The organism is Paenibacillus pseudetheri (assembly GCF_924513355.1).
In the GTDB taxonomy this organism is placed as follows: Bacteria; Bacillota; Bacilli; order Paenibacillales; family Paenibacillaceae; genus Paenibacillus_AQ; species Paenibacillus_AQ pseudetheri.
The window spans coordinates 212148-235749 of sequence record NZ_CAKMAB010000005.1 but is presented as its reverse complement, the minus strand read 5'-3'; the positions used below and the strand labels follow the sequence as shown (position 1 = coordinate 235749).

The 23602-nt window shown below is 44.3% G+C and carries 22 protein-coding genes; 18 read left to right on the top strand and 4 right to left on the bottom strand.

Annotated features, from left to right (window positions below; genetic code table 11):
- Positions 1-14: 14 nt before the first annotated feature.
- From L1028_RS06855 to L1028_RS06825, 7 genes are all read left to right on the top strand, one after another.
- A complete protein-coding gene (locus tag L1028_RS06855) occupies positions 15-1670 on the top strand; it encodes an alpha-glucosidase (RefSeq protein ID WP_234532520.1) in 1656 nt (551 codons plus the stop codon).
- Between the two features lie 16 nt (positions 1671-1686).
- Complete coding sequence (locus L1028_RS06850) at positions 1687-2631, top strand: MTP-1 family protein (protein WP_234532519.1); 945 nt, start codon at positions 1687-1689, stop codon at positions 2629-2631.
- 36 nt (positions 2632-2667) lie between these two features.
- Complete coding sequence (locus L1028_RS06845) at positions 2668-3729, top strand: BtaManbiosPhlase (protein ID WP_234532517.1); 1062 nt, start codon at positions 2668-2670, stop codon at positions 3727-3729.
- Positions 3730-3796: 67 nt separating this feature from the next.
- Positions 3797-6376, top strand: a complete 2580-nt coding sequence (locus tag L1028_RS06840; protein ID WP_234532577.1) for a beta-mannosidase — start codon at positions 3797-3799, stop codon at positions 6374-6376.
- A 1-nt stretch (position 6377) separates the two neighbouring features.
- A complete protein-coding gene (locus tag L1028_RS06835) occupies positions 6378-7391 on the top strand; it encodes a zinc-dependent alcohol dehydrogenase family protein (protein ID WP_234532515.1) in 1014 nt (337 codons plus the stop codon).
- A 202-nt stretch (positions 7392-7593) separates the two neighbouring features.
- Entirely contained in the window at positions 7594-8778 is a 1185-nt protein-coding gene (locus L1028_RS06830; protein ID WP_234532513.1) for an MGDG synthase family glycosyltransferase, read from the top strand.
- Positions 8765-9976: an MFS transporter gene (locus L1028_RS06825; protein WP_234532511.1), complete on the top strand. Its 1212-nt coding sequence runs from the start codon at positions 8765-8767 to the stop codon at positions 9974-9976. The genes L1028_RS06830 and L1028_RS06825 overlap by 14 nt, the downstream gene beginning before the upstream one ends.
- 23 nt (positions 9977-9999) lie before the next feature.
- On the opposite strand, the gene L1028_RS06820 is transcribed toward L1028_RS06825, so the two are convergent.
- Entirely contained in the window at positions 10000-11385 is a 1386-nt protein-coding gene (locus L1028_RS06820) for an MFS transporter (protein ID WP_234532509.1), read from the bottom strand.
- A 110-nt stretch (positions 11386-11495) separates the two neighbouring features.
- Between L1028_RS06820 and L1028_RS06815 the strand changes: the two genes are divergently transcribed.
- Positions 11496-12377, top strand: a complete 882-nt coding sequence (locus L1028_RS06815) for a LysR family transcriptional regulator (protein WP_234532507.1) — start codon at positions 11496-11498, stop codon at positions 12375-12377.
- 123 nt (positions 12378-12500) lie between these two features.
- Here L1028_RS06815 and L1028_RS06810 read toward each other — a convergent pair whose 3' ends face one another.
- Positions 12501-12701 carry a hypothetical protein gene (locus tag L1028_RS06810; RefSeq protein ID WP_234532505.1) on the bottom strand — a complete coding sequence of 67 codons (201 nt, stop codon included), beginning with the start codon at positions 12699-12701 and terminating at the stop codon, positions 12501-12503.
- A gap of 154 nt (positions 12702-12855) precedes the next feature.
- On the opposite strand from L1028_RS06810, the gene L1028_RS06805 reads away from it, so the two are divergent.
- The 4 genes from L1028_RS06805 to L1028_RS06790 all read left to right on the top strand — a co-directional run bounded on the left by L1028_RS06805 (position 12856) and on the right by L1028_RS06790 (position 16070).
- Positions 12856-13422 carry a nucleotidyltransferase family protein gene (locus L1028_RS06805; RefSeq protein ID WP_234532503.1) on the top strand — a complete coding sequence of 189 codons (567 nt, stop codon included), beginning with the start codon at positions 12856-12858 and terminating at the stop codon, positions 13420-13422.
- Between the two features lie 76 nt (positions 13423-13498).
- The gene (locus L1028_RS06800) at positions 13499-13687 is read left to right on the top strand and encodes a hypothetical protein (protein ID WP_234532501.1); all 189 of its coding nucleotides are present in this window, start codon (positions 13499-13501) and stop codon (positions 13685-13687) included.
- Positions 13688-14335: 648 nt separating this feature from the next.
- The gene (locus L1028_RS06795) at positions 14336-15325 is read left to right on the top strand and encodes an ABC transporter ATP-binding protein (protein ID WP_234532499.1); all 990 of its coding nucleotides are present in this window, start codon (positions 14336-14338) and stop codon (positions 15323-15325) included.
- Positions 15297-16070, top strand: coding sequence for an ABC transporter permease (locus tag L1028_RS06790; RefSeq protein ID WP_234532497.1), 774 nt, complete (start codon positions 15297-15299; stop codon positions 16068-16070). The genes L1028_RS06795 and L1028_RS06790 overlap by 29 nt, the downstream gene beginning before the upstream one ends.
- A 484-nt stretch (positions 16071-16554) precedes the next feature.
- On the opposite strand, the gene L1028_RS06785 is transcribed toward L1028_RS06790, so the two are convergent.
- Positions 16555-16818, bottom strand: coding sequence for a hypothetical protein (locus L1028_RS06785; protein ID WP_234532496.1), 264 nt, complete (start codon positions 16816-16818; stop codon positions 16555-16557).
- Between the two features lie 211 nt (positions 16819-17029).
- On the opposite strand from L1028_RS06785, the gene L1028_RS06780 reads away from it, so the two are divergent.
- On the top strand, positions 17030-18394 hold the full coding sequence (locus tag L1028_RS06780) for an MFS transporter (RefSeq protein ID WP_234532494.1): 1365 nt from the start codon (positions 17030-17032) through the stop codon (positions 18392-18394).
- Positions 18395-18465: 71 nt separating this feature from the next.
- The gene (locus L1028_RS06775; protein ID WP_234532492.1) at positions 18466-20046 is read left to right on the top strand and encodes a DUF5597 domain-containing protein; all 1581 of its coding nucleotides are present in this window, start codon (positions 18466-18468) and stop codon (positions 20044-20046) included.
- Between the two features lie 57 nt (positions 20047-20103).
- On the opposite strand, the gene L1028_RS06770 is transcribed toward L1028_RS06775, so the two are convergent.
- Positions 20104-20715, bottom strand: coding sequence for a TetR/AcrR family transcriptional regulator (locus L1028_RS06770; RefSeq protein ID WP_234532490.1), 612 nt, complete (start codon positions 20713-20715; stop codon positions 20104-20106).
- Between the two features lie 122 nt (positions 20716-20837).
- On the opposite strand from L1028_RS06770, the gene L1028_RS06765 reads away from it, so the two are divergent.
- The 4 genes from L1028_RS06765 (at position 20838) to L1028_RS06750 (ending at position 23568) form a co-directional block, all read left to right on the top strand.
- Positions 20838-21197, top strand: coding sequence for a hypothetical protein (locus L1028_RS06765; protein ID WP_234532488.1), 360 nt, complete (start codon positions 20838-20840; stop codon positions 21195-21197).
- A 108-nt stretch (positions 21198-21305) separates the two neighbouring features.
- Entirely contained in the window at positions 21306-21746 is a 441-nt protein-coding gene (locus L1028_RS06760; protein WP_234532486.1) for a hypothetical protein, read from the top strand.
- 285 nt (positions 21747-22031) lie between these two features.
- Positions 22032-22277, top strand: a complete 246-nt coding sequence (locus L1028_RS06755) for a hypothetical protein (protein WP_234532484.1) — start codon at positions 22032-22034, stop codon at positions 22275-22277.
- The gene (locus L1028_RS06750; protein WP_279306836.1) at positions 22225-23568 is read left to right on the top strand and encodes a glycoside-pentoside-hexuronide (GPH):cation symporter; all 1344 of its coding nucleotides are present in this window, start codon (positions 22225-22227) and stop codon (positions 23566-23568) included. The genes L1028_RS06755 and L1028_RS06750 overlap by 53 nt, the downstream gene beginning before the upstream one ends.
- Positions 23569-23602: the final 34 nt, after the last annotated feature.

Genomic DNA, 23602 nt, shown 5'->3' with positions numbered 1-23602 from the left:
GGAGGGGTTATCGATTGGAAAAGCCGTGGTGGAAAGGGGCGGTATTCTATGAAGTGTATATGCCAAGCTTCTGTGATAGTAACGGGGATGGGATTGGTGATTTCGACGGTCTTACTTCCAAGCTGGATTATTTGCGGGAACTTGGCATCGGGGGGATTTGGCTAACGCCGTTCTATAAGTCTCCAAAAGTAGATAACGGGTATGACATTGCAGATTATTGTCAGATTGATCCAGACTTTGGAACGATGGAAGATTTCGACCGGTTTATTCAGGAAGCGAAGGCTCGCGGGATCAGAGTGATTGCCGACCTTGTCCTGAATCATACGTCTTCAGAGCATGCATGGTTCAAGGAATCCCGATCCTCAAGGACGAACCCGAAGCGGGATTGGTACATTTGGAAGGACGCTGTGAACGGTGGCGTACCTAATAACTGGGAATCATTTTTTGGTGGAACCGCGTGGGAATGGGATGCAGCAACGGAACAGTATTACTATCATGGGTTTGCGAAAGAACAGGTCGATTTGAACTGGGCGAATCCCGAAGTTAAAGAAGCGATGAAGGATGTTATGGCTTATTGGCTGGGCAAAGGCGTAAGTGGCTTCCGGTTAGATGTTATCAACTTCTTATCGGTGTCCGATCAATTCCCGGATAACCCGATGGATGAAGTAACGGGTGAGCAGAAGCATGTACATGATCAGAATCAAGATGGAATTATGGATGCCATCGAGGAAATTAGCAGGTTTGTTCATGTGCATAGCGGAATGTTCATGGTAGGTGAAGTCGGCTCTGAAGATATGGACATGCTGAAGCGTTACAGCGGAACAGGTAAGTTCGATGTGGTCTTTAATTTCAATCTGGGAAGCCAGAAGGAATTTAGTCCAGAAAATTTGTTCGCCGAGCTTAAGACGATGGAGAAGGTGCACAGTGCAGATCAGATTCCAACGTTATTCTTCGGTAGTCATGATATGGACCGCGTAATTTCGCGATTTGGTGAAGGGGACGCGGAGATTGAGGAAGAACGGGCCCGCCTTATGGCAACGTTAGCCTTGACTGCAAAAGGGGTACCTTTCCTATATTTCGGTGAAGAGATTGGGATGCGGAATTTCGTAGCCCATAAGCTGGAAGATATGCGGGATATCCAAGGATTGAAGGCATATGAAATCGCACTACAGCGGGGGGCTACCTCGGCGGAAGCCCTGAAAATTGCGAATACGAAGGGAAGAGATGCGTCTCGCTCCCCAATGCAATGGAAGGCAAGTCCACATGGCGGGTTTACATCAGGAACACCATGGATTGGCATGGGCCCCAATTATCAGCAATTAAACGTGGAGTCCGAATGCAATCAACCGAATTCATTATTACATTATTATAAAAAGCTTCTCCACTTGCGCAATACACAGGATGTATTTCAACTCGGGGATTATGACGTGCTGGAACGCAGAGGCAATCTTATTTTATATGTAAGAACATTGAAAGAAACCAATACCAGAGCGCTCGTAGCCTTGAATTACGATAATCAGAGCATACAGATTGATCCTAGTGAACTGCTGGATGGGCAAGCAACTTATATATTATCAAGCCGTCGAGATACAGTGAGCGGCACAGGCCTTATAACGCTGTTACCGAATGAAGCCGCAATATGGATGCGTGCGCCGCTATTATTTGAATAGAGAGGAATTTCTTATTATGAAACTGTACAAGAATGCTGTGAAGACATGTGAACAACTGCTCACGGAATACGCGATGAAAGACGTATCCGTAACCAATACACAAAAAATAAAATTCACAGGTGTAGATCATAAAGATGTCTACAATATTACAGCTCCATTCCAAGATGAGGGTGAGTGGGTGATTGCGGGTCGGGTTGAATCCCGTGACAGCGAGCATTCCGATGTCGTTTTTTTTGTCGAACGTGATGGACAGTGGGTACCTCGTGAAGGAGCGCCTTCCCTTGAACTTCAAGATCCTTTTTTTACGAAAATCAATGGGGAACTGATTGTTGGAGGCGTTCAAATTTATCCACATCCGGTAAAGGCTGATGCCTTAATGTGGCGTACGGTATTCTACCGCGGGAAGAACATCGCAAGCTTAGAACCATTCTTTAAAGGACCGGATGGCATGAAAGATCTGCGCCTAGTTGACCTGAAAGATAGCATCGGAGTACTGACCCGCCCTCAAGGAGATAAAGGAGGACGCGGTAAAATCGGCTTTACCCGCATTGCATCGTTAGAAGCGTTATCCATTCCATTGATCGAAGAAACACCGTTATTGGATGGACAGTTTGTTGATGAAGAGTGGGGCGGTGCGAATGAAGCACACTTGCTAAAGAACGGACTTCTCGGTGTTCTTGGGCATATCGCATCTTTTGATGATGCGGGCGATCGTCACTATTACCCGATGGTATTCGCTATCGATCCGGCAACAGGTGAGTACTCGGATATTCAATTAATCGCTGTACGCAATCAGTTCTTACCAGGTGCCACCAAACGGCCTGATTTGGAGGATGTCGTATTCAGCGGCGGGCTCGTACGTCATGAAGACGGTACAGCTAATATATATGCAGGAATCAGCGATGCGGAAGCACAACGAGCAACAATCCCTGATCCTTTTGCTCAATTTGAAATTTTATAAGTATGAAATCCATTTGGTTAAGGGAGTTATTACAACATGAAAATCTATCGTTATGAACAAAATCCACTTATTACACCGGCGGACGTCAAGCCGTATCACAATGACTTTGAAGTGATTGGTGCATTTAATGCCGGTATAGCTAGCTATAATGGTGAAATATTAATGTTTCTCCGTGTAGCAGAACGCCCAATTAGCAAGGATCCAAAAATTGTGAAAGCTCCGATTTATAATCCGGAGACCAATGAATTGGATATTTTGGATCTGAATACAGATGATGAGCGCTTCGACTTCTCTGATCCGCGAGTGATCAAAAATAAATCCGCCAGTGCTACATTTCAGTACTTGACTTCATTATCTTATATCCGAATCGCTCGAAGTAAGGATGGACATCATTTTACGGTGGATGAGAAGCCATTTGTGTACCCTTCCAATTCACTGGAGACCTTCGGGGTAGAAGATCCTCGGGTAACCCAAATTGGGGATACCTACTATATTTATTTCTCGGCAGTCTCCCCTGTGGGCGTTGGAGAATCGCTGGTATCAACTAAAGATTTCGTGAATGTAACTCACCACGGCATGATCTTTGGGCCGGATAATAAAGACGTATTGATTTTCCCGGAGAAAATTAACGGCAAATATTATGCATTGCACCGTCCAACAACGAAAAGCACGGGAGATCCGGAAATATGGATCGCAGAATCGGACAACTTATTATATTGGGGCAACCATAAGCATCTGATCGGTTTGCGTGAGGGGATGTGGGATAGCGGCCGGATTGGCGGCGGTGCGGTTCCATTCAAGACCGATAAAGGCTGGCTAGAGCTGTATCATGGGGCAACACTGGAACATCGTTATTGCATGGGGGCAGTCTTGTTAGATCTAAATGATCCCTCGAAGGTGATTGCGCGCTCCAATGCTCCTATCATGGAGCCGGAAGCGGATTATGAGAAGAACGGATTCTTCGGCGATGTTGTATTCTCTTGCGGTGCACTCGTGGAAGGCGATGTTGTTAAAATGTATTACGGAGTCGCGGATACATCAATGGCTTGCGCAGAACTTAGTGTACAAGAAATTTTAAATAGCTTGATATACGTATAACAATAAAACGTCAAAACCGAAGTGGTTTTGGCGTTTTAATTTGGGAGAGATGATGAAGAGAATGAACATTAAATTAACTGAAAACTGGAAACTTCGTGATTTCCATGTGGGGGAAGCCCGGGATCTTGAAGTTGCATCGCCAGAGTTTATTGATTATTTCTGGATGACCACCACAGTGCCTGGTGATATCCATACGACGCTTCGGGAGAAAGGCGTTATTGATGATCCTTTCTTTGGCCACCAAGATCAGAAATGCCGTTGGATTGAAGAAAAGGTATGGTGGTATCGTACAGTCTTTTCATACGATTCTGATCTTAAACCTGGTGAGAAGATGGAGCTGTTATTCGAAGGGTTAGATACCTATGCGACCGTATATCTAAACGGTGTGGAGCTTGGGTCAACGGATAATATGTTCATCAGCCATTCATTTGATGTAACCCGTGAATTAAATAAGGGGAAAAATACGCTTGCCGTAAAATTTGATCCTATTCATGTACACGCAGGCGATAAAGTCCAATATTATTGGTCGGGCTATAGTAAGAAGCGGATTTGGGCACGTAAAGCGCAGAGTCATTTTGGCTGGGATTGGGGTCCGCGTCTGGTCTGTGCAGGCATATGGAAAGAGGTACAGTTGATTAAACGTCGTCATGCACATTTAGATCATGTGTTTGCTCGAACAACTTCGATAGAGGGTCAAGTAGGTGTTGTTGATGTGGATTTATGCGCACATGCCTTTGATCGCGAGTGTTCGTATACGGCGCGTGTAGAACTTTTAGAAGGTACAGAGCGTGTTGCGGAAGAAAATGTCTCTTTGGATAAGGTTGGAGGGATTACAGTTGACGGGGCGATTACAGCGCGTACGCTTCATCATTCAGTTACCTTGCAGGTGATGGATCCAAAGTTATGGTGGACCCATGATCTAGGAACGCCTTTCTTATATCATCTACGCGTTACGTTATTTGCTGATGGGGAGCTAATAGATACCTATGAGCAGCCATTTGGGATTCGAAAGATCGAATTGATGCAGCTGGATGAAGAAGGGCGCCATGCTTTCACTTTTGTATTGAACGGCATAAAAGTTTTTGCTAAAGGTGCAAATTGGATCCCTATTGATAGCTTTATTGCGACCGTGCCAGATAGCCGCTATACACATCTGCTTCAGATGGCCAAGGATGCCAATATGAATATGATTCGCGCTTGGGGTGGAGGCATTTATGAGCGGGATATTTTCTTTGATGAATGTGATCGGTTAGGAATCTTAATCTGGCAGGACTTCATGTTCGCTTGTGCGTTGTATCCAGATTATAATCGTAATTTTATGAATAATGTTCACCGCGAAATTGAGCAGGTTGTAAAACGTCTTCGCAGTCGTACGAGCCTTGCGCTATGGTGTGGGAATAACGAGAATGATTGGTTGTATGAGGCACTGTCCTCTACTGGAGAGATCACACATCCCTTTTATGGAGAAAAAATTTATCATGAGCTCATGCCCGCGGTATTAGAGCAACTCGATCCCACGCGAACGTTTTGGCCTAGCTCGCCTTTTGGCGGCAATGATCACAATTCGCGTGAGGTGGGCGATACCCATAACTGGCAAGTCTGGCATGGGAATAATGAGCCTCGTCAGTTTGGTGAACCGCAGACACAGGATTATAGTATTGAAGGGATATCGTTCAAACGATTCAAGTCAGACTTCACGAAATTTGCCAGTGAATTCGGGCTGCATGCCGCTTCCAATCGTTACACCCTAGCGAAGAACATGCCGGACAATCAGTTCTATTGGGATAGCGATGAAATGAAGTATCGTAATAAAGATGTCCATTATCCAAAGGGCATTATGCTCATGGAAGGTTATACAGGAGTTCCGAAGGATATCAATGAATATATTCAATTCTCGATGCTGACCCAGGCAGAGGGATTGAGGTATGGCATTGAGCATTACCGCCGTAATAAGCCGGATACAAGCGGGGCTTTATTCTGGCAGTTCAATGATTGCTGGCCAGGAACAAGCTGGTCTGTTATCGATTATTATGGTTTACCAAAGGCGAGCTACCACTATGCGCGTAAATTTTTTGCACCGGTACTCTTATGTGTGGATCATGATCCGAATGGACCGCTGCAGTTATGGGCTCTCAATGATCGCCGCGAAGTTTATCAGGATAAGGCGGAATTAACGATCTATCGGATGGATGGTACAATTATATATCAGCGTGCATTCGACGTTACCGTTGAAGCGAACAGTAAAGTTAATTTTGCCAAGTTAACTGAAGCTGAGATACTGCAGCAACATAGCGCTGGCGAGGTTGTGGTCGTACTTCGTTCGAAGAAACGGGTAACAGAAGATTATGTACTCTATTTAAGAGACTATAAGGATATGGATTATCAACCCGCACATGTTCAGATCTCCGTGGATGAAGCGAAAGGACATATCCACTTGATTTCGGATCGTGTGGCACGGATGGTGATGATCGAATTAGATGCACCCTGGGTGATCATGGACGATAATTTCTTTGATCTGATTCCGGGTGAGGTGAAGACGGTTCGTGTGCATCAGGTTGATGCCGGGGCACTGCCTTGGGAGACCTTACGTGTAACGGCAATGAATGATGCGGATTTACAAAAGCTCGGAATTAAGGAGATGAGTTAAGATGAAGGCGGCTGTATTTCAAGGAACTAAGCACATTGAATTTAAGGACTGGGAAGCTCCGTCTGTTGGCTCCAAAGAAGTTAAACTTCGTGTGAAATGCTGCGGGATCTGCGGTACAGATCAGCATATTTATCATGGATACCCTGGGTCTGCAGAGGTGACAGCTCCGATTGTGTTAGGACATGAGCTTTCAGGCGAAATAGTGGCTGTGGGTGATGAGGTTACGACCTTACAAGTGGGGGACCGTATATCGGTTGATCCGAACATCTATTGTGGAAACTGTTATTTTTGCCGGAATGGAAAAGTACATTTATGCGATAACTTGCAGGCTGTTGGGGTGACTCGTGACGGTGGCATGGGCGAGTATTGTGTTGTTCCTGTAGCGAACTGTTACTTGCTACCTGATGAAATGAGCTGGATCGAAGGGGCGATGATTGAACCTTTAGGTTGTGTACTTCACGGTTATAAGAAGCTGGATATCCGTAAGGCACACCAAGTCCTGATTATCGGCGGAGGTTTTATTGGTCAATTGTTCTTGCAGCTCGTCAAAGCTGCGGGTGTTAAAGGGATTATTGTCAGTGAGCCGGAAGTGTTCAAACATGACCGATTAGTCGAGTTAGGTGCCGATGAAGCAGTATCTCCTGCAGCAGAAGGCGTGATGGAAGCTCTCCATCATCAATTTGATATTGTCATCGAATGTGTTGGCCGTGCAGATTCCATGGAACTGGCGGTTAAGGCATCACGTAAGGGTGGACAAGTCTTAATGTTTGGAGTTGCTTCCCCGGACACGTTGATTCAAGTCTCACCATTCGAAATTTTTACAAAAGAGTTGAACATCATGGGTTCTTTCATTAATCCGTATACCCATGAGGAATCGATTGCGTTAATTGAGAAGGGGATCGTTCAGATTGAGTCGTTGATTAGCCATCAGTTTTCGCTGAAAGATATGCCGGAAGTCATGGAAGAGTATTCGAAACTGAGTGTTTCTAAAGGGGTTATTGTGCACGAGAGGTAGTATTAAATCATAGTAAGCGTACAACAACGATGACTATTGGCTATTTGCCATACGTCATCGTTTTTTTGTGGGCAAAAACTGGCTACGACGAGGTCGCTCTTTAGAAAATATTGAAATTAATATTCAGTTAAGAATCCCTTCACTATCCGTTTACGATTCAGAGTTAGAGTTAAAGGAGGCCATGAGAAAAAGGAGCTTTGTCATGAACACAGATCCTAAAGTACTTATTGTTACTTCTGCATTTGGAGATGGGCATATGAAAGTGGCTGAGGCCATCGAACATTCATTTAGACATAGGGGAATTAATCGGATTACCACCTTGGATCTATTCGCTGCAGTCCATCCCACTTTGAATGAGCTATCCCGAAGATTCTATTTGAACAACACGGGGTATACCCAAGAATTTTATGGATTCTTGTACACAATGACGAGCAAGATGAGGCCAGAGCAATTCATGGGTAGAATCATCCATTCTATGGGCAAACGAAAAGTACAAAGGATCATCGACGAGATAGAGCCGGATATTATTATTCATACCTTTCCTTATTTGGCCGCTGCTGAGCTAGCTTCAACAACAGGAAGTCGAATACCTCTGTTCACGGTTATGACAGATTACGTAGTCCATGGCAGATGGCTTCATCCACAAACGACGAAATATTTTATCGCTTCAGAAAACATGAAGGCAACTCTGATGTCAGCAGGGATCGCTGAAGAGAAGCTTGTGGTCAGTGGGATTCCTATTCGCGAGGCTTTTGAACAGACTCAGGATCGTGAAGTGCTTTTATGTAAACATGGGTTAAACGGAAATCGTCAATATCTATTACTAGCGGCAGGAGCTTACGGCGTATTAAGTGACATTGGCGGTTTAATAAAACGAGTACTGCTTCAATCAAGCTTCGATGTCATCGTATTGTGCGGGAATAATCATAAGCTTCGAGCAGCTATGGGGGAGCTTTTTCAAGAGAACCCTCGAGTTCACATTTTGGGATATACCGAAGAAATGCAAGAGCTGATGTGCATAGCTTCCTGTCTATTGACCAAAGCTGGCGGGATTACCTTGACTGAGGCGATGGCTCAAGCACTTCCAGTTATCGTCTATCGACCACTCCCCGGTCAGGAGGCAGGCAATGCAGAATGGTTATCTGGGCACCATTTGATTGAGATCGCACGAAATGAGGAGCAGTTAGTAGAGCAGCTTCAGCGATTGGAGCATATGGCATACAGAGATGAGAGGGAACAGCATATGAAGGTCTTTTCGCGAAAATCAGCCTCGGATGCTATCGTTACCGAAGCTTTAGAGGCTATTAAATTGCGTCATCCTTCTGTTTCCTCAGCAAAATCCATGCTTGTTGAAGGGCAGGCGAAGACGATTCATGGATATTATTAGCAAGAAAGATAGACCACAGCAGACGTTTACCCGCCTCGCAATGATTCTCTTTTTTATAGAGTGGATAAGAGGGGCTGTCCTAATCACGTTCTTACCCACTTATATATTGACGAGCTGGGGGCTTACAACGTCAGTAGTTGGCATTGCGGTCTCTGTACACTATTTAACGGACAGCTTGATCAAAAGCTTCATCGGCTATCTCTTGGATAGATATCCTGGGCGCACCGTGCTTCATGGAGGGTTCTTTCTTGGGTTCGTTGGACTGTTAATGATGGTGACAACGCATAGTCCGTGGATGCTTATTGTAGCCTCTGCTTGCTTGGGTGCTGGATTCTCACCGATCTGGATCCTATGTATGAGCCAGGTATCAGAGGAAAATCGGGCACAACAGATGGGAACCTTGTACGTATACTGGATGGCTGGTCTAGGTCTGGGGCCCGTAATGATGAATTTGTTAATTGGTGGTGGGCTGTCACTGTCCCTTGCTGTCATTGGATTATTTTTCGTAGCGGGCTGGATCATGGTAGGACTTGTAAAGATGAACAAGGTCTCAGTGCAGAGTGCGAATATATCCGTAGGTGAGCAGTTTGTATCTCTATGGAACAAAGTAAAGAAGGGAGGATTTCTGGTCCCTGGCATGCTGCTGCAGACTACAGCGGGCGGGATACTGGTCCCTTTTCTAACAAGCTTTGCTATCTCGCATCTGGGTTTATCCCATTCTCAGTTGTCTATCGTGTTATTTATGGGAGGAGCAGGTGTAGTTCTATTTCTTGTGCCCATGGGAAAATGGTTTGATCAAGTCGGAGGGAAGTGGTTCCTTGTCATTGGGTTCGGCGTATTTGCGGTTGCCTTGTTCGGTTTAACTTCTATTAATTCCTTCTCCGCCGCTATTGGGCTCTCGCTTCTGCTGGGGTGTGCTTATGCTGCTTTACTTCCCTCTTGGAATGCTTTAATGGCCAGTTACATTCCCGAAGATTCCGTAGGGATCAGCTGGGGGCTATTGTTTTCCATAGAGGGTTTAGGGGTGGTTATTGGTCCGCTAATTGGAGGCTGGCTGGGAAGCTCAGGAAATCAATTACTGCCTTTTCAAGTCAGTGCCTGTTTGTTTGGATTGATTAGTGTTGTCTACTTGCTATCCCCCGCCCGATTATTTATTCACAGAAACAGAGGGATGGAGAAGCTTCCAAATGTATCGTAGTTAAGATTTATTTAATAGACTCTTCACAACTTCTGCAACTCCCCTGACTTCCGGCGCCGCCGACTCATGAATACCAAAGACAATGCAATGATCGTGAGAATAATCCCAAGTACTTGAAAACCCTCAAAGCTGAACTTACCTTTCATTACGATGCCTATCAACAAGGAAGAGAGAATGGTTCCCAAATATCTTGAAGTATTAAATAAACCGGATGCTACGCCGATCATTTCCTTGGGTGAACTTTGGAACAAAGCTGCTTGCATACCTACATTATTCAACCCATTACTAATTCCGAATGCAGCCAAAGCCAGGCACACGCTAATAACCGGTGAAGATTGATTCAATGTCACGAGCCATACCGATCCCGCAGTCATCAATATTGCAGACACTAGTAGTGCCGGTCCTGGTCCGGATTTATCGATCCATCGTCCTGCTATTGGAGAAGTAACTAGAGAGCATAGGCCTAAGGTTAGCATAAGTATCCCTGTTTGATACTCGCTGACATGGCGAACCATTTGCAAGTAGGACGGAACTCCGAAAAAGAGTGAGTAAAAGAGTACGTTAACGAGCATGAATTCCACATTAACCCATGTCATTGCAGGATATTTGGCGAATGTGCGTAAAGGGATAAAGGGCGAAGTCGCTTTTAACTCATGTCGTACGAACACCCCTAGCAGAGCGAGTCCTATCAGTGAAACAATGATATTTCCTAAGGCAATGTGTCCAGATGATTTTGCTGAGAGCAATCCAATGAGTAGGGCAACCAGACCCATTGTGAAGAGCAGGATCCCTGATCCATCTATCCAATCGAACCATTTGCGAAGGGACGTGCCCGGTGCAACGGTTAATGACGAGTTTTCCTTAGGGATATTTCTCCAAGACAATAGAAAGCTCACAACCACAAATGGAATATTGATGAAAAAGATAGCGGGCCAGCCCCACCAGTGTATGATAACCCCGCCAATAAAGGGCCCAATGGCTGCCGCACCGGATAGGAAGATGGACAAAACAGACAGCGCTGTCGCTTGTTTTTCCGTTACATGAATTCGCACTATAGCCATCCCAACGGCAACCATCATGCTTGTTCCAATGGCTTGCACAATGCGGAACACGATGAGCCACGCGAAGCTTGGTGCGAATGGAGCTAATAATGAGGCAATGAAAGCTACTACAAGCCCGGTAAGAAATATCTTCCTTCTACCAAATAAATCGCTGGCCTTTCCCATGACGGGTTGAGCGATGCTACTAGCAATGTAGAAAGAAAAAATAATCCAGGAAACACCTGTATAGTCAAGTTGGAATACATTTTGCAATCTTGGAATAGCAACAGAAACCATTGAAGAATTTAATGGGTTTAATAGTATCCCTAGACCCACTGAAATCATTAACCACCAATTCCGAGCACTCATTTTGGGTCCCCCTAAAGCGTATTAATGTCATCTTACTTGATTTTAATTATTCATTCCAACGCATTTCATGTTATATTCTCATTGACTTAAAGGAATGAATGGGGGGCGAAATGGAACTTCTACAGCTGCAATATTTTCTCGCGGTAGCTCGGTTGGAACATGTGACTGAAGCTGCGCGAAATCTGCACGTTACTCAATCATCACTTAGCAAAACAATACAGCGTTTGGAGGAGGATCTAGGAGTCCCTTTATTCGATCGAGTAGGGCGGAACCTGCGTCTGAATGAGTTCGGAAGCAGGTTCCTTCGCCGTGCAGAAAGAGCTTTGTTTGAATTGGAACAGGGGAAGCAGGAGCTTAGCGATTTATCTCACCCGGAACATAACACGCTTGAATTAGCGGTTACCACTGCCAGTACATTACCCAGTATCCTTCGCGAGTTTCGAAAAAAGAGACCTGATATTCAATTTCATGTGCAGATGCTGACTACAAAGGAAATGGTCACACTTTTGGATCGAGGAGAGGTGGATTTCTGCTTGTCATCACCCCCTATAGAAGGGGACGACATCGAATGCCAAGTCGTATTTATCGATCCAATCCTTGTAGCGGTTCCTAAGGGGCATCGGTTGGCAGATCGAAACAGCGTATCTTTGATAGAGCTGAGAGATGAATGGTTCGTTGGGGTTAAGAGTGGTTATGGAACTCGGGATTTAATAGACTCTGTGTGCCAATCGGTTGGATTTACGCCTAAATATGTGTATGAGGGGGATGAACCTGCAAGGTTGATCACTCTTGTGGAAGCTGAGATTGGTCTTGCCTTCATACCAAGTACAGCAAGAAATTCACGGGACATCAAATATCTCCAAATAGAGAATCACGAATTGGTACGGGAAATTGCTCTAATATGGCACAAGAGTCGGTACATTTCTCGGGCTGCTTTGGAATTTCGTGAGGTAGTTGTAGAATATTTCGGATCATTATCCAAAGAGGTTTAAGACAATTGGGGATGGGTATCGAGAGGTATTTAACTGGATGCAAAAGAACAATTGCATCCAGCTTAAGAACGCAGGGTTTATAGAAATATTTTATTATGAGGATGTAGAAGAATCTGGTAGTGTTTAGTTATCTGGTGTTGGTTCTTCCATAAACCATGAAATATGGGTGCATCTCTTACAAATAAGTATAGCAGCGTTTTTATTCGCCCAGTCAAATCCTAGAAAAGATGCTCCGCTTGTGTTAAGCAGTTTATAATCCAGAGCAAAGGTATCGTTTTGACAACAAGGACAGGTTATTCGCGCGCCTGCAGCACTGTATCTCATTTTAAAAACCTCCTGTGAATTTGTATAGTTCTTTAACGCATCTGAGGTTATTAAGGTTTCATGTACTCAAACTTACTAGTCAATTTGGGGTGAAATTATGAATAGCTGGGAAACAGCTTTGTCAAAGGTATGTGAGCTTTATTGTTCATCGGAAGTGAATTTGAAATTAGAATGGATCTTGGTTGGCTCGGTGGGTTCGGTTTTACAGGGCTGTGAAATGACTCCGGGAGACGTTGATATTTATACAAAAAATAAAGAAGGGATTGCACAATTTGCAGAACTTCTGAAGGAATATTCCTTGCTGGATAAATGTGAATTCCCTCATGGAGAGAACTGGTTATCCTCTTTAGAAGAACCTACATATACGCAGACCTTTTCTTCGGGCTTCTCATGGACAAAGGGGAGTTGGATCATCGATGGGTTTAAAGTGGAAGTCGTTCATATCTCTAATTCAGCGGGAATTCCTGATTCTATGGATGGTGATGGGATATGGGAAGGTGGACAATTCATTTGGAACCATTTTAGGAATGTGACAATCGGACGGTACACTATTCCTACGGTTCCTCTAGAAATACAGCTAGAATCCAATTTAAGAAGACAACGATCAGACAGGACACAAGCGATTATTACTGCATTGCAAAAATATGGCTACGATCAAGAGCTAATTGAAAAAGCTCTATCAAAGAAACACTTACCTTATTTTTATTCTCAAATGAATTGAACTAAGGGGTTTATCACTAAAAAAGGAAATAAAATGGTATAATGTGGTTTACAATCATGGAAAGGGGTTGATTCCTATGTCAGACTTTTTTGATCCAGGACCTAGTTCGAATATGACGGATCCTGGTGGTCATAAAGCAAACCATGATGTCAATACGCAAAAATATCATACGCAAGGTGTTCCTGGATTTTGGAGCGAGGTAACCAATCTGTTCATCGTGGTGGCAATAATTGCAGTTATTTTCTTACTCATATGGATCTTCTAATGGCCTTGTAATGAAAAGATGACAGTCCTCATTTAACTTGAGGGCTGTCATTATCGTTATTGAGCTGAGTATCCTCCATCGATGACTATGTCCGAACCTGTAATGTATGAAGATTCATCGCGACATGTTTAATCCCAGCGAACGGGCCATAGCCATTGATGGAATTAATTTTCTGCAATCCTCATCTGAGACAACATGCAATTTCATTCCATAAACATTCTGTTTCTGGCTTACTTTCTCTAGCGCTATCTCATTAATGTCTGCGGCAATAACGATATGATCATTGATAGTGTCAAAAATAGCCCGCCTGCGGTCATAACGCCACTTTTTGCAACTCCAACCATTAAAGCAAGTCCTACTAATACCCACCACGCAAAATGGATTTTTTCTTGTTGTGATTCATGATGTCCGCCTCGTTTTCTATGATGAAATAACCTACATTTGCTCCATGCCGGACATTCGCCCAGTCATTCTTAACAATTGTGATATTTCCTATAGACTTATCATAGTTGTCCTCTATACAAATCTCATTCCTCAGACGGAGAAAGTATCCATCTGGAGCCAGTTATCTAAATTTAGATCCTAAAATAAAATAAATTTAACAATGGAATCACTCTTTTAAATCGTACGGGAGAGGATGGTTATAAGGTGGAGAAAATTATAGAAGTACGGGGGATTAGCAAGATCTACGAGAAAAGAAAGACGAAAGAGAAAATACATGCCGTTCGTGATGTTTCTTTTCATGTAAATCGTGGAGAGGTTCTCGGTTTACTAGGTCCTAACGGTGCTGGTAAAACATCAACGATAAAGATGCTCTGTGGCTTGTTAGAATCGGATGGGGGTTCTATATCCATTAATGGATTAGATATTTGCAAGAAGAGACTTAAAGCGCTAGAGCATATTAGTGCTGTATTAGAGGGGAACCGGAATTTATATTGGCGTCTCACGGTACGGGAAAATTTAGAGTATTTTGCAGGTAACCGGGGGTACTCTCGGAAGCAAATTGCCGATCAAGCAGATAAATTATTAGAGCAGTTCAATCTTAAAGAAAAGGAGAACGAGCTGGTTAATGGATTATCTCGGGGGATGCAGCAAAAGCTGGCAATCGCTGTGGCGTTATTAGCGAATACGGATGTCATCTTGCTGGATGAGCCAACGCTCGGTTTGGATGTTGAGGTTAGTTATGAATTACGAAATATTCTAAAAACGATAGTGAGGGAAGAGAAACGTACGATCATTATTAGCTCACATGATATGCCCGTCGTTCAGGAGCTGTGTGACCGTGCCATTATCATTAACAAGGGTGAAGTTGTGATTGACGACAGGGTGGAGAATTTACTTAAGTTATTTGAAACAAGGGCATATTCCATTAAATTAGGTGAGCAATTAAGCCCTGAACAGGAGAAAAAACTGTTGAGTATATTCCCTTTAAGTGCTTATAAAGCAAGCTCTCATGAAACGATCGTGGAAGTGAATTTAGAGCATGGTCAGGACATCTACGAGTTGTTCGACCTTCTGAAAGAGGAAGGAACGATGGTGGAAAGTATTGATCGTATAACCATTGATTTTGAGCAAGTGTTTATTCAGATTGTGAAAGGAGGGAAGACCCTTGAAATGGCTCCATTTGTTCAATGCTAATTTTCGTAAGGAATATATTGAGATGAAACGTTATCTACCAAACACCATCGCGTTAGTAGTCACTTTTTATATTATATTTCTGGCTGCATTCTTTGGGATTATGTTCATAGGAGATCCAGCTAGTTTTGATACGAATGTTCAATATTCAATTGTAAGTGTAGTCTTTTGGAGCTTAACGATGATGACGATGAACTTTATTGGTTATTCGGTAATCACAGAAGCGACCCGTGGAACGTTAGAGCAGCTATATATGTCTCCCATGGGGGTTTGGAAAATCATGCTCACGCGGATCATCAGTCAATTGGGCTTACAGTCCGTTATTATGATCCTGTTGCTGTTTGGTGCGATGCTAACCTCGGGACAGTGGTTGAGTCTTAATCCCATGACAACGATCCCAATCATTATTGTTACTATGATAAGTATGGTAGGTGTTAGTTTTATGATTGCTGGTTTAGCTATCATCGTGAAACAAATTCAAGCGTTTTTACAGATTTTCCAATTTGTTTTGATGGGGCTTGTGTTTGTTCCGATAACTGTAGCGCCGTTTCTAGCTTTTGCTCCATTCGTTAAAGGAGTAAATATGGTGAGAACAGTGATGCTAGAGAATCTGACGTTAACAGAGTTGCCTTTATCAGATTATGGCGTACTATTATTAAATTCGCTGGTCTATTTGATTTTAGGGCTCGTTGTGTTTGATCGCTGCGAGAAAATAGCCATGAAGAAAGGTCTTCTGGGGCAATACTAGCGTACACAATCGTTTATCCGTCGGGTTGTATATAAGTGTAAATGACTAATTATTAGGGCACCCAATTAGGTGTCCTTTAGTTTCGCCCTCATTTATGATACGGGGAACCATATCATAAATAGGGCGAAATTTTTTGATGGGATCAAGCTATTTTCTTGTTGTGGGGGATGGTTTGTGAAGCAAACTTGATCAATTCTGAGCAGGCTTAGTTTGTATATGCCTGTATGTCATTGATCGTTCTACAAATGCTACCATCATTGTCGAGAAAGCAGATGCTGTATACCTCATCCATTTCAGAATTGGACATCATGATCAACCACATCTCGTTCTCCGTAAAGCGCTATATATCCATCAAATAGCATTTTGAAGGCCTCTCCACGCAATAGTTTGTCTGTTCTCGGAAGGAACTGCCTCATCTATTATAATAACTGCTGCGGCTGCAATTAGAACGACGTTATTGTCAAAGGCATACTCTATAGCTTCTCTAATGTGAATCTCCTTTGTTGTCAATGGCAACATCCGTTTTTTGATTCACCCGCAAAGTATAGTAATCCACGTCTGTATTATTCGAATTGATTGCACCGCTGACTAGAGTGAACATATCTACGGGTGTTGCATATTTGAATGTATCCCCTAATTCACTTTCATGTATTGGGACATAACTAACTCTTACAGCGGAAGCAACGCTAGGCATGATGGATGTCGCTAACACAGTAGTACTTATCTTAACAGCAAAAATCCTTTTCATCTTTAATCTCCTTTGTTGATGATGAAGTCTTTAATGTTAGTTGTTCGACAATGCTAAAAGGGTTTAGTTCAACGGATATTAAGGATAGATAAGAAATATATTTCCAGAAGGAGTGGAATGATCTTGACTCATGATTGAAAGCGCTTTATAATACACGTACGCCACACGTGTGGCATACCGTTGGCGGGCAATATGACAAAGGAGGTCATTGGTGAAGAAGTTACCCAGGAAGATAATGATTTTATACTCACTTGGGCAGTTAGGTTGGTCGATTCTGGCCGGAATCATCGGGACATGGCTCATCTATTTTTATTTACCGCCTGAAGAATCGGGTATTCAAGTGGCGATTCCACAGGGCAGTGTCTTTATGGGTGTTACAATTATTGGCGTCATTATGGGATTAGCTACGATAATCAATGCAGTGACCGATCTATGGATTGCAAATTTAAGTGATAGAAGCAGGCACCGCCTTGGAAGAAGGACACCGTTTATGAGACGAAGCGCACTGCCTTGCGCACTTTTGCTCGTATGCATATTTATCGTGCCTTTTCAAAACCAAGTCCATACTATTAACTCTTTCTGGCTTCTCCTCATAATACCGATCTACTATGTAGCGTTTACTTGTTATGTGATACCGTATACCGCACTCCTTGGCGAATTGGGCCGTTCTACGGAAGAGCGCATAGATCTGTCGACATATATTTCGGTAACCTGGTTTCTAGGGCTTATACTAGCAACCTTTGCACCAAGTATTTGGGAGACAACTATGGCTGTCTTTGACATTTCAAAGACAGCATCGATTCAGTGGACGTTCGGAGCGCTTGCAATTCTGGCCTTCATCCTCATGCTCATACCTGCATATACGATTGATGAGACGAAATACGGTTCGACTAATGCGACAAGCCTGGATATCAAAACGTCGGTTAAAGCTGTTTTTAAAAATCGGGATTTCCGATATTTCTTAATAAGCGAGCTGGGTTATTGGTTTACGAACGGGTTCTTCCAATCTTCACTTGTCTACTATATTACGGTACTCGCAAGGGAGAAGGAGAATCATGTCGGATTAATTGTAACTGCGGTCGGCGTACTTTCTTTTATGCTCTATCCACTAGTCAACGGACTTAGTAAAAAGTACGGCAAGAAGAAATTGATGATTGTTTCGTTTCTGTTTCTTATTATTTCTTTCATCTATATATCGTTTATGGGGAAACTTCCATTTAGCGGTTTTCTGCAGCTTATTCCCATTATTGTTCTGTCTGCGGTTCCTGCGGCGATATCAGGTATATTACCGAATGCTATCATTGCGGATTGTGCTGTATATGACGCTAGTCAAAGTGGGGAAAACAAGGAAGCGCTGTACTTTGGCGTACGCTCATTTCTTACGAAATTTGGCACTGCATTATCTGTCATTCTACTACCCACCATATTGGCGATCGGGAAATCGATTGAGAATGATTCCGGGATCAGAATATCTGTTATTATTGCAGCCGTAGTTGCTCTTTTTTCCTTATTGGCACTTCTTAAATACAACGAAAAGAAAATTACATCTAAGGTTAATGCTACAAGTGATTTGTAGCTCAAGATGATATCGACATAAGTTTAATTCGGAATTACTTCAATTTATATAGAAGAATAGGAGATGTTGATATGTTTAAAGTAAAGGGAAAACCATTTATGCCAATGGGAGGTCAGTCGAAAAACTCCAGCGCGTATAATGCGGAAGAATTGGCATCTGCTATTGCGGGCATCAAGACATTAGAAGGCAATACGCTGGAAGCTCCGGTTTATTGGGATAACGTTGAGCCGCAGGAAGGGCAATTTGATTTTTCTTCGGTTGATATGCTTCTGGAAGAGTGCCGAAAGCATGATTTACACCTTATCGTGTTGTGGTTTGCAACTTGGAAAAATGGCGAGATGCGTTATTGCCCGGGCTGGGTAAAGACAGACAAGAAGCGATTTTCTAGAGTGCTTCGCAGTGATGGCGCCCCTATGAATATCCTTTCAGCCTTTAGTGAGGAAGCGCTGCAGGCGGATACGAGAGCGTTCTGCGCATTGATGAAGCATCTAAAAGAAGTAGATGGTGACACACAGACGATTATTGCGGTGCAGGTGGAGAATGAACCGGGTATTCTTGGCTGCGATAGAGATTATGGGCCTGAGGCGGAAGCCGCATATATTGGGCCTGTCGCTCCTCAGCTCCTCGAACATGTGAAGGGGCTAGGGAAGGGCCATACCTGGGACGCTTGGAAGAAGAACGGTTTCAAAGAACAAGGGAGCTGGAAGGACATCTTTGGCGCCTCGGGTGGCGAGTTCTGCACAGCTTGCTCTATTGCCAAATATATTGATCATATCGCTGCAGCAGGTCGTGCAGTATATAATATCCCATTGTATACTAATGCATGGATCTCGTTTCCAGGTTGGCCGATTCCAGGCTTCTATCCCGCTGGCGGGCCTACTAGAAACACGTTAGATATTTGGAAATTTACAGCGCCTAATCTGGATCTGATCGCACCGGATATTTACAATGTTAATTATAGTGACTACAGAGTTGTATGCGAAGACTATCGTCGGTTTGACAATCCTTTATTCGTTCCGGAATCCGGCACAGACGGGCTTAACGCGCGAAATATGCTTCGAGCTTTGGCTGATTACGATGCGATCGGTTATTTCTGTTTTGGCGTAGACAACGTCCTAGATGGGGAAGGCAATCTGATGGAAGATGCCGTATTATTCGTCGAAAGCTTCCGTAGTGTAATGAGTTTATTGCCGTTGATTCAGAAGTATCAAGGTACAGGCAAAATTCATGCCGTCGTAGAAGAGGATTATCAAATGAATCAGAGTTTTGAATTCGAAGACTACATCGGAGCAGTACCTTTTATCGATATGGGCCCATTGAGCGATCACAAGGATCATAGACATACCCGTAATCCTCAGTTGACTGCAGGACGACCTAGACACGGGCTTATTATTGAAGCCGGACCACAAGAATTTTACTTAGCAGGCAACTTTCATCTCTTTATGGTTCCTGGGTCAGGGCCTGGATGGTTGGATGCTATGAAAATGTCGCTAGTATCAACCCCTGTGGACTATCTTACTATAGAGGAAGGATATTTAACCGAATCAGGTGAATTTGTACCAACGCGAACTCGAAATGGAGATGAAGCCGTGTTCGGAAGTTTCTGGGCCACACCGTATTGCGGAGTTGTAAGAGTCATTCTAACTCCATAGCTATTGAATAACAGCTATGTCAGCGCACATGAAATCGAAGTTGATAAACTCCAATTTTTATGTGCGCTGTATTCCGGTTAGTATAATCTTCTGAAATGATTTGTGAAAATCAATATTATCGCAATATTCATACTTCAAGTGGTTCTCTCTCAGAATTAGCCGTTGGAAGAGGGAGATAAAACTGTGGCTAATAAAGTGATACAACTCTTCGGCTGTCATATCATTACGAATGGAGCCATCTGTCACGCCATCGCGAATATAAAGAAATAGCTGGTCCTGATTTGGATTTAAAGCTTCTATAAACGATTGCTCCAACTCTGGATTAGGATAATTCCCCTGAAAATATCGGTCGAACTCGGCAGTGAACTTGATCTGTTCTTTGACGGTTTCAAGATCAACCCGAAAAAAATACGCTGTTACTTTTTCGAAACCGGTTTTGCCGTTCATATCTCCTAAATCCAATGTGAGATAGTCCTGAAGTTGCTTCATCACCATGACCTCAATTTCAAAGGCTAATTCATCCTTCGTGGGGAAATAACGATACAGAGTTCTTCTATTGATATTAATAGCTGCTGCAATATCTGTCATTTGTACATTTGCAATCCCGAGCGTAATAAATTGTTTTTCCGCTTCTATTAGTATGCGTTGTCTTGTTGTTGGTTTGTCCACTCCATTACCCCCGCTTATTCATAGTGTTATCTATCTGTGCTTGCCTATCAACCAGATGGCACGCGATAAATGGAGTATACCTTTATTATTCAAAGCATTGCAAGCACTAGACTTATTCGACGATGCAGCGTACTGTTGGTGCTTCTGCCACTTCACCGATCCGACTTATCGGAGAGCAAAAATTTACCTATTATGTAGTGTTTGCCGCAACGAAAGAACAGCAGGCGATTACAGTCCACTCCGCCGAAGAGGAGCGCGCAAGACTCGCGCTTGTGGACGAGTGGCTGGGCTCTTTGAAGCTGGAGACGCTGGATCCGGTTCTAAACACCGCATTTAATTTCGCCAAGGTGCGCGGCAGCGAAAGCATTTTTCGGACGAAACGGACTTATGCACGGACCCGGAGGCGGAAGCTATTATGCGGCTTTATAGACGAACGATCAATTCGAATACATGAATCCGTTCCTCCCCTTTCTGGGCTTTGACGCGGGCATTGAGCGGAGTATCAATTGCTATTCGCTCTATATGGACCGTATGGACCCCGAGTATAAGAGCCGCTTGTGTCGAGCATTATCGCGGAAGGGGAAGATTACTTGAATGGAGCGGGAGATCGTGGAGACGCCGCGATGTTCGCATACGGTGCCGCCAAGTTCTGCTTCGCATACGGAGGCCGGACGGTGGCGAGAAAGCTGTGGCCGGGAATAGCGTGGGCGATCGAGTTCTCCCTGCGGCAGAAGACCACGGAAGGCGTCATCCGCAGCGATTCGGATGAGCTCGAGAACCGGTTTGAATCGGGAGAGGCCAACTTGTTCACTTCCTGCTTGCTCTATGACACACTCCACAACGCTTCCCTGCTGGCGAAGGAGCTTGGGGAAAACCAAGATGTCGTGAGAAAGCTTTCGGAAGAGGCGGTACTGCTAAAGTTAGCTATCGAAGCGTATTTCGGCGAGCGCGTGGAAGGTTATGAAACCTATCGCTACTATAAAGGCAACGAGGTACTAAGAACCGCTTACGATGGTGATTTACGAGCGTAAAGCTGGCACGCTGCAGGCGTTGTTCTCGCCTAGACTATTGGGAAGCAATGGCCTCAGCTCGCAAGCGGGCAAGGAGACGTTCTGGTACCGTTCGACGCTGTATGCGCTCCGAGGGGTGTTTACCGCGGGCGAGCCGGATCTCGCATTGTAGCATCTTACGCATATGACGAAGCAGCGGTTGCTGGGTGAGCACGTACCTTAATCGGTCGAAGCCTATCCGGAAGGCAATCAGCGCGCCATCTGTCAGCAGAGAGCGGCCTCTATGCCCGTATTTTCACCGAAGGTTTGTTTGAAATTAGGCCGACCGGGTTTAAGACGATGACTTGCAATCCGCATCTTCCCAGCACATGGAATGAGGCTGCTTTGCGGAATGTGAAGGCATTCCAAACGACATTCGACTTGGAAGTCAACAGAAGCGAGTACGGCAGAAGACTCAAGGTTTACGAGAAGGGCCAGTTAATCTTTGATCGTATAGCGGATGAGGGCGAATCATTCAACGTCGTATTTACCGAACTTAAGGAAACGGAGTGAGGTACAGTATGGAGGAAAAGACAAGTTTAGGCTTCAAGTGGTTGTACGGGGTGAATGCTTTCGGCAACGGGCTGCTCGGCGGGTTCGTATCTTCGTACATTATGATTTTCTTCAGCGATGTCACTCTTGTTCCCGTAGCTTTCATCGGCTCTCTGTTTTTGCCGTCAAAATACTCAATATGTGCGTAGCTCCGGTGATGGGCGTCGTCATCGACCGCACGAACAGCCGCTGGGGCAAAATAAAGCCCTGGCTGCTGGTCGGCACGCTCCTGATGCCGCCGACCGCCGTTTTAATGTTCACGAATACCGGATTTACCGGGGCGCGGCTGTTAGTTTACGTATCGATCGTGTACGTGATGTGGGGCTTGTTCAGTACCGTATTCGGCACGGCTCTGGGTTCGGTGTTCCCGACATTAACACGCAATGTAGAAGAGAGGCGCAAACTTTCCGTCATTCCGGCGATCGGCGGAGTGCTGGGGGATTTCACGACCGTTGGCGCCGTATTGCCGCTGATCGCGGTCATTGCCGTCACCCAAGCGCAAGGCTATTTACGGTTGGGGCTTCTATTCGCCGCCTTATTTTTCGTCAGCAATCTATTCTTCATTAACAAATACAAAGAACGGGTCACAGCTGAATCAACTGAGCAGTTGAAGCTAAGAGACATCATTAAGACCGTGTCGCGCAACGATCAGCTACTTATCCTGCTCATCGTGAACTTCTTCTTGAACGTCGGGGTATTTATCACGATGGGCACCGCACTCTATTTCTTTAAATACAACATGGGTAACGAAGGCATGTTCGCCACATTCGGAATTACCGTAGGTTTGTCGCAAGTGTTGATGATGACCTTATTCCCGAAACTCATGAAAAAGCTATCGAAGAAAGCGGCGTTCCAGGTCGCAGGGTTAACTTTGATCGTGGGCTATGTGATATTATTCGCGGCCAAGGGAATCATGGGCAGCTTCTTCCCCATCGTGTATGTTGGCGGAATTATGCTTTATTTGGCGCTAGGCATCACGACCGCCCTCATGCCGATCTTCTATGCGGATATTATCGATTATGGCGAGTGGAAAACGGGCGAGCGCAACAACTCCACGATCATATCCATTTCTTCTTTTGTCAGCAGCCTCAGCGACGCCACGAAAGAATTGATCGTCGGTTTGACGTTGGCTTTCATTGGATTCGCGCCCAATGTCGTGCAATCCCAACATACGAGCTTCTGCGGAGAGCCGAGTGTCTGTCAGTTTCCGTGTTCAAGGAGGGATTCAGCATCCCTTCCAAATTTGCATTAATGGAGATTGAAAGATTCGAAGAATGGACAGGAAA

Excerpts from the sequence above, each read along its gene's own strand:
- L1028_RS06830 (WP_234532513.1), top strand. The coding sequence starts at position 7,594 with ATGAACACAGATCCTAAAGTACTTATTGTTACTTCTGCATTTGGAGAT.
- L1028_RS06820 (WP_234532509.1), bottom strand. The coding sequence starts at position 11,385 with ATGAGTGCTCGGAATTGGTGGTTAATGATTTCAGTGGGTCTAGGGATA.
- L1028_RS06750 (WP_279306836.1), top strand. The coding sequence starts at position 22,225 with ATGAGGGCGAATCATTCAACGTCGTATTTACCGAACTTAAGGAAACGG.
- L1028_RS06815 (WP_234532507.1), top strand. The coding sequence starts at position 11,496 with ATGGAACTTCTACAGCTGCAATATTTTCTCGCGGTAGCTCGGTTGGAA.
- L1028_RS06800 (WP_234532501.1), top strand. The coding sequence starts at position 13,499 with ATGTCAGACTTTTTTGATCCAGGACCTAGTTCGAATATGACGGATCCT.
- L1028_RS06765 (WP_234532488.1), top strand. The coding sequence starts at position 20,838 with ATGCAGCGTACTGTTGGTGCTTCTGCCACTTCACCGATCCGACTTATC.
- L1028_RS06785 (WP_234532496.1), bottom strand. The coding sequence starts at position 16,818 with ATGAAAAGGATTTTTGCTGTTAAGATAAGTACTACTGTGTTAGCGACA.
- L1028_RS06810 (WP_234532505.1), bottom strand. The coding sequence starts at position 12,701 with ATGAGATACAGTGCTGCAGGCGCGCGAATAACCTGTCCTTGTTGTCAA.
- L1028_RS06825 (WP_234532511.1), top strand. The coding sequence starts at position 8,765 with ATGGATATTATTAGCAAGAAAGATAGACCACAGCAGACGTTTACCCGC.
- L1028_RS06850 (WP_234532519.1), top strand. The coding sequence starts at position 1,687 with ATGAAACTGTACAAGAATGCTGTGAAGACATGTGAACAACTGCTCACG.
- L1028_RS06845 (WP_234532517.1), top strand. The coding sequence starts at position 2,668 with ATGAAAATCTATCGTTATGAACAAAATCCACTTATTACACCGGCGGAC.
- L1028_RS06835 (WP_234532515.1), top strand. The coding sequence starts at position 6,378 with ATGAAGGCGGCTGTATTTCAAGGAACTAAGCACATTGAATTTAAGGAC.
- L1028_RS06775 (WP_234532492.1), top strand. The coding sequence starts at position 18,466 with ATGTTTAAAGTAAAGGGAAAACCATTTATGCCAATGGGAGGTCAGTCG.